This window comes from Pseudorhodoplanes sp. (genome assembly GCF_050250235.1).
Lineage (GTDB): Bacteria > Pseudomonadota > Alphaproteobacteria > Rhizobiales > Xanthobacteraceae > Pseudorhodoplanes.
Window position 1 is genome coordinate 1 of record NZ_JBFWPA010000204.1, and the last position, 8021, is coordinate 8021.

Here is an 8021-nt window from a genome sequence, read left to right on the forward strand (position 1 = left end):
AAGCTGCTGAAAATCTACGGCATCGAGCAGCTCGTCGATGTCCGCACGATGCCGGGCTCACGGCACAATCCGCAATTCAGCGGTGACGCCCTCGCCGCCAGCCTGAGGGCGGCACGGATCGAGTATACGCATATGCCCGCGTTGGGCGGCTTGCGGCATGCCCGCAAGGATTCTCCCAATGCCGGCTGGCGCAACAAGAGCTTCCGCGGCTATGCCGACTACATGCAGACAGCCGAATTCGCCCATGCCGTGGAGACGCTCGTCCGGATGGGTCGCCAGAAGCGCACAGCCATCATGTGTGCGGAGGCGGTGCCCTGGCGCTGCCACCGCTCGCTCGTCGCCGATGCGCTCGACGTCCGCGGCGTGCCGGTCATCGAGATCCTGTCGGAAACCAGCTATCGGCCGCACAAGCTGACGCCCTTCGCACGCGTCGACGGGACATCGATCATCTATCCTCCCGAGCAGCCGAACATGCTCTAGGCGCCTCGCAGCCAAACCGCGCGCGGCGATCGAAGAGAAACCGAACGTGCGCGTCAGTCCCCGATCTTCCTCAGCGCCGATCCCTTGTGCATCGCGACATGATCGGTCTTGTCGCTCTTGATTTCATATTGCGGGTCATCCGGGCTCGCGTGATGCGTATAGCCCTTGTAGTCCGTATCGCGGGTATGGACCTTGATGATGCGGCCGCTGACGTGACCGGCCTCGGAATTCCAGGCGACGTGATCGCCAACCTTAAAGCGTTCGCTCATCATGACTCTCTTGCAACCATCGACGCGAGCTAGTCTATCAAGCTGCCGTCGAATCGCGAGGTTGTACCTGCCGTTTCATTTTGCGATCATCCACGCCTCGAACCGATCATCATGACGGCCAGGGCGTTACCGGCACGGCATCCGCACTCCTGAACCGTTCGATGGAACGCGCAGGGAGAGCCGCGATGCAATCCAGAATCGACATCAATCTCGCCATCGGTGGGGAGCCCGACGAATGGGTGCATTCGGCGTGCCTTCTCTGCTCGAACGGTTGCGGGATGGACATCGCGGTCAAGGATGGGCGCATCGTCGGCGTGCGCGGACAGGCCGGCCATCCTGTCAGTTTCGGCCATCTGGGACCCAAGGGCGAGCACGCCTGGGTCGCCAACCACTCCAAACGCCGCGGCACGGTGCCGATGATCCGGCGGACGAAGGGCGAGCTGCTGCAGCCGGCGAGCTGGGCGGAAGCGATGGACTTCTTCGTCGAGCGTTTTCGCGACGCCTGGGCTCAGGGTCACAACAATCTCGCCTGCTACAATTCCGGGCAGCTGACCATCGAGGAGCTTTATGCGCTGGCCAAGCTGTGGCGCGGCGGGCTCCAGTCCGCCAACATCGACGGCAATACACGGCTGTGCACGGCGACCTCGGCCACCGGGCTCATGGCCAACTTCGGCACGGACGGTCCCGTCGCTTCCTATGCCGACATCGACCAGGCGGAGCTGCTGTGCCTCTATGGCCATAACGTCGCCGAGGTGCAGACGGTCTTGTGGGAGCGGATGCTGGCTGCGAAGCAGGCCAACGGCGGCCGCATCATTGTCGCCGATCCGCGCAAATCGCCGACCGTGCGGCAGGGTGCCGACCTCCACCTGCAGCTCGCCCCCGGCAGCAACGTCGCGCTGATGAACGGGATTATTCATCTGCTGATCCGGAACGGCTGGATCGATCGCGATTTCGTCGACAAGCACACGGTCGGCTTTCCGGAGATGGAGGCGATGGTTCGCAACTATCCGCCTGAGCGCGTCGCGAAGATCTGCGCCATTCCGCGAGCCGAGCTGGAGACCGCAGCCGAATGGATCGGCACCACGCCGCATTTCGTCTCGACCGTGCTGCAGGGTTTCTATCAGAGCGTCGAGGCGACCGCTTCCTCGTCGCTGGTCAATTCGGTGCATCTGCTGAGGGGCGCGATCGGCAAGCCCGGCGCAGGGCCGCTGCTGATGGCCGGGCAGCCATCGGCGATGTGCAATCGCGAGGCCGGCGCGGGCGGCTCCTATCCCGCCTATCGCAATCCGCACAACGAGCAGCAGATGCGCGACCTCGCCGAGTGTTGGAATCTCGATTTCGACCGTTTCCGCCACGAGGTCCCCAACGACATCATGTCGATGATGGAAAGCGCAGAGCGCGGCGAGATCGAGTTCATGTGGGTGATCGGCACCAACCCGCTGGTCAGTCTGCCCGACCAGAACCGTTCGCGGCGCATCCTCGACCAGCTCTTTCTCGTCGTGCAGGACCCCTTCATCGATGCCGAGACGGTCGATCTGGCGGACATCTATTTCCCGGCGGCGATGTGGGGCGAGAAATCAGGCTGCATCACCAATGCCGACCGCAGCGTCAACCTGCTCTTGAAAGCTGTCGATCCGCCCGGTGAGGCGCGCAGCGACTTCGACGTCGTCGTCGAGGTGGCCCGCCGCCTCGACTTCAAGGATCGTGAGGGCGCCGCGCTGATCGCGTTCGCCGATCCCAGGGAAGCGTTCGAGGAATGGCGCAAGGTATCGAAGGGCCGGCCCTGCGACTATTCGGGGATGAGCTACGAGCTGATCCTGGAAATGGGCGCGGTGCGCTGGCCGTGCAACGACCGGCATCCGCGTGGATGCGAGCGACTCTACGAGGACCTGAACTTCGGAACTCATATCGACTATTGCCAGACCTACGGTGCCGACTTCCTGAGCGGCGCCCCCAACACCCGGGCGGACTATGAGCGCATCGACCCGAAGGGCAAGGCGTTCCTCAGACCCGTCCAGTGGCGGCGGCAGCCCAATCCGGTGTCGGACAAGTACCCCTTCACCCTGATCACCGGCCGAGTCGTCTATCACTTCCACACCCGCACCAAGACGGCGCGTTCGGAGGTGCTGAACCGCCACGCGCCGCATCCCTATGTCGAAATCCATCCCGAGGACGCGGCGCGGCTCGACATCGGCCTTGGCGACATGGTGGAGATCACCTCGCCGCACGGCCGATGGGAAGGCGTGGCGATGGTGGTCGATACCGTCCGGCCAGGCGAGGTGTTCGTACCGTTCCACTATGGACGCGACGCACAGTCAGCCAACCAGCACACCTGGTATGCGCGCGATCCGATCAGCCATCAGCCGCAATTGAAGTCCTCGCCGGTCGCGGTGCGGCGCCTGAGTTTCGGCGAGCCCGAGCCGTGGCTGCTGGAACGGCTGGCGGAGCTGAACGGCAACGATACAGAACCGTTTGCGGCGCGCATCTTCGGGGCCGCGACCAATGATCCTGCGACCGCCGCAGAATAGCGATCTATCCGGCCGACCTCGGAGCCGGCGTCGCGGAGCTCTGCGTGGCCGGCCCGGCGCTGCCGAGGAAGGTCGTTGACGGGACGAAGAACAGGCTCCCCGTCGTCGCGCGGCTGAAGTCGAGCAGGCGATCGTAGTTACCCGGTGGATCGCCCACGAACATGTTCTGGAGCATCCGCTCGATCCGCGACGGCGATCGCGCATAGCCGATGAAGTAAGTACCGAACTCGCCCTTGCGGATCTCGCCGAACGGCATGTTGTCCCGCACGATCTTGAGTTCCTTCCCGCTCTCATCCGTAATCGAGGTGAGAGCATTGTGCGCGCAAGAGGGCTTGACGGCATCCTCCAGCTCGATGTCGGAAAGTTTCTTTCGACCGATGATCAATTCCTGCCGCTCGACCGGAAGATCGTTCCAACCCGTCAAATCGTGCAGGTATTTCTGGACGACGACGTAGCTGCCGCCGGCGAAGACGGGGTCCTCGTCGCCGATCAGCACGGCGTCGACACTCGCCGGCCCGACCGGATTCTCGGTGCCGTCGACGAAGCCGATCATGTCGCGCTGGTCGAAGAATTTGAAGCCGTGCGTCTCATCGACGACGGTGATCGCGCCGCCGAGCCGAGTCGTGATCTGCATCGCAAGTTCGAAGCACGAATCCATGCTCCGCGCGCGGATGTGGAACAGGATATCGCCCGGCGTCGCGACGGCATGGTGCCGCCCTCGGATCTCACGAAAAGGATGCAACTCCTTCGGTCGCGGATGGCCGAACAACCGATCCCAGGCGTCCGAGCCGAAACCCATGATGCAGGAGAGCCCGCCGTCGAGATCGCGAAAGCCGACCGCCCGCACGAAACCCGCCAGATCGCCGCACATGGTACGGACGGCATCCAGGCTGGCCTCGCCATCGTTGAGCGTCGCCACCAGGAAGACCGCCGCGCGCGAAAGCTTCGATGTTACAGCCTGGCTTTCCACAGTCATCGACCGCTCCGGATCTCGATATATCCTTGCAACCGCTACGTCTTTTCGGCGGCGTTCTCAAGAGTCGAGAACTGTCGGCTGCGTTCTATGGCCGGAAGCCGGCGCGTCAGGCCGTGCATTGTCCCCCGTTTCTCATGGGCGACACGGATGGATTGGGGACGAGCGAGGAGTTTATCCCAGCGCTACCGGCGAGGTTCATGCGGCTCGGCTTGATAGCGTCGCGGAAACGATTGGTCGGAGCGGGGAGATTTGAACTCCCGACCCCCAGTCCCCCAGGGGCATTGGGCCAGATTTCCTCGGTCGGCTCTGGACGCAGAAATCTCATTATCTCATTGAAATCGCCCAACTTTGAGCCTACGTTCCGTCCTGGAACATCCAGTGAACATCGACGCAAGCCAGGTCGCGCGGGAACCCCAGGGGAACCCCAAAAGTGAGACGACCACGGACTGTTTACGTGCTCGGGGGATGAACATGCCGGTTAATTTTACCGCTCGTTTTGTAGAGACCGTCAAAGCCGTAGGGCGGCGGCAGGAGTATCGCGATACCGAGGCAAAGGGCTTGATACTGCGCGTAACGCCGGGTGGCGTGAAGACGTGGGCTCTTCTCTATTCTCATGGAAGGCGCAAGCGGCGTCTGACGCTTGGCGAGTTTCCTGCAATCAAGCTCGCCAAGGCGCGTGAGCTGGCCCTGGATGCCATCGCGCGTATCGCTCAAGGACAAGACCCGCAGGGCCAAAAGCTGGCAGAGCGCCGCGGGCGCCTGGATGGGTTATCGTTCAACAAGCTCGCTGATGCGTGGCTCGAAAAGCATGCGCGCGTGAAGCTGAAGCCCGCTGCTGTCGTCGAGTATGAGCGTCTGATCAATGCGGACCTTCGGCCGAGCATCGGCGAGATGGCTGCAGGCCTGATCACCAAGCAGGATGTGATCCTAAAGGTGCGCGACAAGATCGCGACGCGGGGAGCTCGAGTCCACGCCGATCGCGTCGTGGGCATGGTGAGCCGCATCTACTCATGGGCGATCGACGAGGAGTACGTGGACAGCAACCCGGCATACAAGGTCAGGAAGGCATCGGCAGGCCCCAGCGTGCGCGATCGCGTGCTGACCGCCGAGGAGATCGGCCAGTTCTGGAACGGTCTCGACAAGGCCGAGATGTCGGAGCCTTTGCGGCTGATCTTCCGTCTGGCTCTGTTGACGGGACAGCGCCGTTCGGAAGTAGCGGGAATGCGCAAGAGCGAGATCAACCACGCAGACAAGCTCTGGACCCTTCCTGGCGATAAGGTGGAAGGTGGGCAAACGATTCACGGCCGAACCAAGAACCGGCGGGACCATATGGTCCCGCTGACTGAACCGGCGATGGATGTCATATCCAGAGCAATCGCTCTGTCAGGGGACTCGGAGTATGTGTTTCCAAGTCCCGTTAGCGACGGTCGTGTTGGGCACATCAACGGTGAAGCCGTGTCGATGGCCATGCGGCGCAACCGCGAGAACGCGTTCGGTGTGCCGGATATGCGCACGCACGACCTGCGTAGAACGCTGCGAACCTTTCTAGGCGAGCAGGGCATTCCGGATGAGGTGGCCGACCGCGTGCTCAACCATGCACGGCCCGGGGTCGGAAACCAGCACTACAACCACGCCAAGATGCGCCCTCAGGTCCGGGCGGCGCTGGAGCTTTGGGCTGAGCATGTTGCATTGGCTTGTCGTGAGGAGCGGAAACGGAGCTCAGCCGGGGAACCGGCCGCTTCGTTGACGCCGACGCCGGCGGCAACGGCAGATGAAGGAAATGCCGGCGCAGCGCCCGTGTTGTCAGCGGCGTAGCCTTAACCGTTGATTTCATCGAAGTTACCGTCCTTTCACCTGCGTTTTTGCGCACTTGCTCGACGGAACGCACTGAGGAACAGAAAGTAGCGCCTCCTCGTTTGCCTCAGACAATGGAGGAAGGCCGATGGTCAGTCATACGCACGTGCATCATGAGCAGTCGGGTAGTCACGACATTAGCAGTCGGCATCACTACTACCGTCTCCTTGGAATGGTCGTTCTCTCTTTTGTGGCGATGTACATTCTTATGTACGCGATGGTGAATTCGTTTGCCAACGTCTACAACAACGTCAACCAGTTCTACATGGCCGGGTTGATGTCGGCGCCGATGGCCCTGATCGAGCTTGCCCTGATGAGCTCGATGTATCGCGACAAGCGTCTCAACACGATTATCGCTGGAGTCAGCATCATTGCCTTGGTCGGATTCTTCGTCTTGATCCGTCAGCAGACTGCCGTCACCGATGGTCAGTTCCTGCGGTCGATGATTCCACACCATGCCGGTGCAATCCTCATGTGCGAGAAGTCGCCGGCTCAGACGCCCCAGATCAAGGAGCTGTGCAAGACCATCGTCTCCAGCCAGCAGGCTGAAATTAGTCAGATGAAGACGATGCTCGAAAAGCTGAACCGATAGCTCGCCCACGCGCGTAACGCAGGCGCAGCAACAACAAAGCGTGTCGCCCATCGCGTGCGGCTTTCCGCCTGCGCCCCCTACGTTGTGAGCCCGATCGTCAGAGCGACTAGACTGAGCATCGATAGGATCGCCCTTGCAACATGGGAGCATTCCCAGATGTTGCGCAGCTGCGACCAGTCGCCGGTAACTTCGGACGCGAACAGGGAGAAGAAGGCTGCGCTGATGCCGCTCAACTCAACGTTCTTGGTCCAGACGCTATTCACGGGGTGGGTTACGAACCAATAGGTCAGGTGCGTCGAGGCCAATAAGAGTAGTGCTGCGAGCGTCCACCAGAAGCGCGCCGTGCCGGATGGGGTAAGGCCGACAAGCACGAGCAGCGCCAAGACACCAAGGGGTTCGGCAGCTCCACCGATGGTAAACCCCGGATAGTAGATCTGTTGGACAGCCAGATAGGTATCCTTGCCAAGCCGCATTTTGCCTGGCAGCTCAAGGGTGTGAGCCAGCGAAAGGGCCATGGCAACGGCAACGAGCACGAGTGTCGCAACTTGCAGAAAGCGATACATGGCATCGCACCTCCAGCTCTGCCTAGGCGCAGCCATCAAAGAAAGCGCGCCTGACGCGAAAGGCCTGTACGGTGTATATGTACACCGTACATGGCAAACTAATGTTGGTGATGAAGGTTCCAGGCATGGCGGCCAAGAAAGTCCGGCGGGCACAAAAAACCGCGGGGCGGCGCAGAGAGGGCGGCTTAACCAGGGCGCTTGTGGTAGCGGAGGCCCGCCTCCTGAATGAGCAAGGCGAGGGCGCTCTCAGCATGCGCGTTCTGGCGAAGCGCCTCGGGGTCAGCACGATGGCCCTCTACAATCATGTGAGCGACAAACAGGATTTGATGGCGGGGATTGCGCAGGCAGTGGTGGAGGAGCTGCGCATTCCTGCCATGACCGGCAATTGGCAGGAGCGTCTGTGTGCGATTTTCAGGGCACTGAGACAGATCTGCCTGGCAAATCCGCACGCCATTCCCGTCATCGAGAAGGCGCAAGTGCTGCCGGCCATATTCCGGCCGATGGAAGCAGCCTTGGGCGCGTTACAAGATGCCGGCATTCGCCAGCAGGACGGATTGCGAGCCTACTTCATGCTGACGAATTTCACGTTGGGGCAGGTGTCCTACGAGATCAGGGGACCATTCCGCGGCCTTGATCCGGCGGAAGCCGTCAGGACGCGTGCCATCGATGCGGCAGAATTCCCGCTTGTCGTGAGCGCGGTGACCGCGGGTGATTGGGATTTCGATGCCGCCTTCGAATTTGGGCTGGACACCATCATCA

8 protein-coding genes are annotated in these 8021 nt (G+C 61.8%); 5 read left to right on the plus strand and 3 right to left on the minus strand.

Annotated elements, in window-relative coordinates; translation table 11 throughout:
* Positions 1 to 480 (plus strand): DUF488 family protein (locus AB7F49_RS36310; protein WP_428531844.1); only part of this gene is annotated, 480 nt, incomplete at its 5' end.
* A gap of 53 nt (positions 481 to 533) precedes the next feature.
* On the opposite strand, the gene AB7F49_RS36315 is transcribed toward AB7F49_RS36310, so the two are convergent.
* Positions 534 to 749: a DUF2945 domain-containing protein gene (locus AB7F49_RS36315; protein ID WP_428531847.1), complete on the minus strand. Its 216-nt coding sequence runs from the start codon at positions 747 to 749 to the stop codon at positions 534 to 536.
* A gap of 185 nt (positions 750 to 934) precedes the next feature.
* Between AB7F49_RS36315 and AB7F49_RS36320 the strand changes: the two genes are divergently transcribed.
* Entirely contained in the window at positions 935 to 3277 is a 2343-nt protein-coding gene (locus tag AB7F49_RS36320; protein ID WP_428531850.1) for a molybdopterin oxidoreductase family protein, read from the plus strand.
* A 4-nt stretch (positions 3278 to 3281) separates the two neighbouring features.
* On the opposite strand, the gene AB7F49_RS36325 is transcribed toward AB7F49_RS36320, so the two are convergent.
* Positions 3282 to 4253 carry a Dyp-type peroxidase gene (locus AB7F49_RS36325; RefSeq protein WP_428531853.1) on the minus strand — a complete coding sequence of 324 codons (972 nt, stop codon included), beginning with the start codon at positions 4251 to 4253 and terminating at the stop codon, positions 3282 to 3284.
* A 378-nt stretch (positions 4254 to 4631) separates the two neighbouring features.
* On the opposite strand from AB7F49_RS36325, the gene AB7F49_RS36330 reads away from it, so the two are divergent.
* Both AB7F49_RS36330 and AB7F49_RS36335 read left to right on the plus strand, forming a co-directional pair.
* Entirely contained in the window at positions 4632 to 6068 is a 1437-nt protein-coding gene (locus AB7F49_RS36330) for a tyrosine-type recombinase/integrase (RefSeq protein ID WP_428531856.1), read from the plus strand.
* 127 nt (positions 6069 to 6195) lie between these two features.
* On the plus strand, positions 6196 to 6699 hold the full coding sequence (locus AB7F49_RS36335; RefSeq protein ID WP_428531859.1) for a DUF305 domain-containing protein: 504 nt from the start codon (positions 6196 to 6198) through the stop codon (positions 6697 to 6699).
* 77 nt (positions 6700 to 6776) lie between these two features.
* Here the strand turns inward: AB7F49_RS36335 and AB7F49_RS36340 are convergent, their stop codons facing one another.
* The gene (locus tag AB7F49_RS36340) at positions 6777 to 7262 is read right to left on the minus strand and encodes a DUF1772 domain-containing protein (protein ID WP_428531862.1); all 486 of its coding nucleotides are present in this window, start codon (positions 7260 to 7262) and stop codon (positions 6777 to 6779) included.
* A gap of 101 nt (positions 7263 to 7363) precedes the next feature.
* Between AB7F49_RS36340 and AB7F49_RS36345 the strand changes: the two genes are divergently transcribed.
* Positions 7364 to 8021 (plus strand): TetR/AcrR family transcriptional regulator (locus tag AB7F49_RS36345; protein WP_428531865.1); only part of this gene is annotated, 658 nt, incomplete at its 3' end.

Excerpts from the sequence above, each read along its gene's own strand:
- AB7F49_RS36325 (WP_428531853.1), bottom strand. The coding sequence starts at position 4,253 with ATGACTGTGGAAAGCCAGGCTGTAACATCGAAGCTTTCGCGCGCGGCG.
- AB7F49_RS36315 (WP_428531847.1), bottom strand. The coding sequence starts at position 749 with ATGAGCGAACGCTTTAAGGTTGGCGATCACGTCGCCTGGAATTCCGAG.
- AB7F49_RS36335 (WP_428531859.1), top strand. The coding sequence starts at position 6,196 with ATGGTCAGTCATACGCACGTGCATCATGAGCAGTCGGGTAGTCACGAC.
- AB7F49_RS36320 (WP_428531850.1), top strand. The coding sequence starts at position 935 with ATGCAATCCAGAATCGACATCAATCTCGCCATCGGTGGGGAGCCCGAC.
- AB7F49_RS36340 (WP_428531862.1), bottom strand. The coding sequence starts at position 7,262 with ATGTATCGCTTTCTGCAAGTTGCGACACTCGTGCTCGTTGCCGTTGCC.